Source organism: Methylobacterium sp. E-045 (assembly GCF_022829685.1).
In the GTDB taxonomy this organism is placed as follows: domain Bacteria; phylum Pseudomonadota; class Alphaproteobacteria; order Rhizobiales; family Beijerinckiaceae; genus Methylobacterium.
On record NZ_JAKSYE010000047.1, the window covers coordinates 1 to 398 of the forward strand.

The following is a 398-nucleotide window of genomic DNA, read 5'->3' on the forward strand; positions in this document are numbered from 1 at the left end:
GACGCTGTTCAAGATGATCACCGGCCAGGAGAAACCCGACGGCGGCACCATCTCCGTCGGCGAAACCGTGCATCTCGGCTATGTCGACCAGTCGCGCGACGCCCTCGATCCCGGTGCGACGGTCTGGCAGGAGGTCGCGGGCGGCAACGACATCATCTATTTCCACAAGCGCGAGATCAATTCCCGCGCCTATTGCTCGGCCTTCGCCTTCAAGGGCTCCGACCAGCAGAAGAAGGTCGGCAACCTGTCGGGCGGTTAGCGCAACCGCGTGCATCTGGCCCGCACGCTCAAGGGCGGCGCCAACGTGCTGCTCCTCGACGAGCCCACCAACGACCTCGACATGGAGACCTTGCGGGCCCTCGAAGAGGCACTGGAGGATTACGCCGGCTGCGCCGTCA

The 398-nt window shown here is 64.8% G+C and carries 1 pseudogene; it reads left to right on the top strand.

Going from position 1 to position 398, the window contains the following annotated elements:
- Positions 1–398, top strand: a pseudogene (locus MKK51_RS05680) (ATP-binding cassette domain-containing protein); the annotation flags it as partial.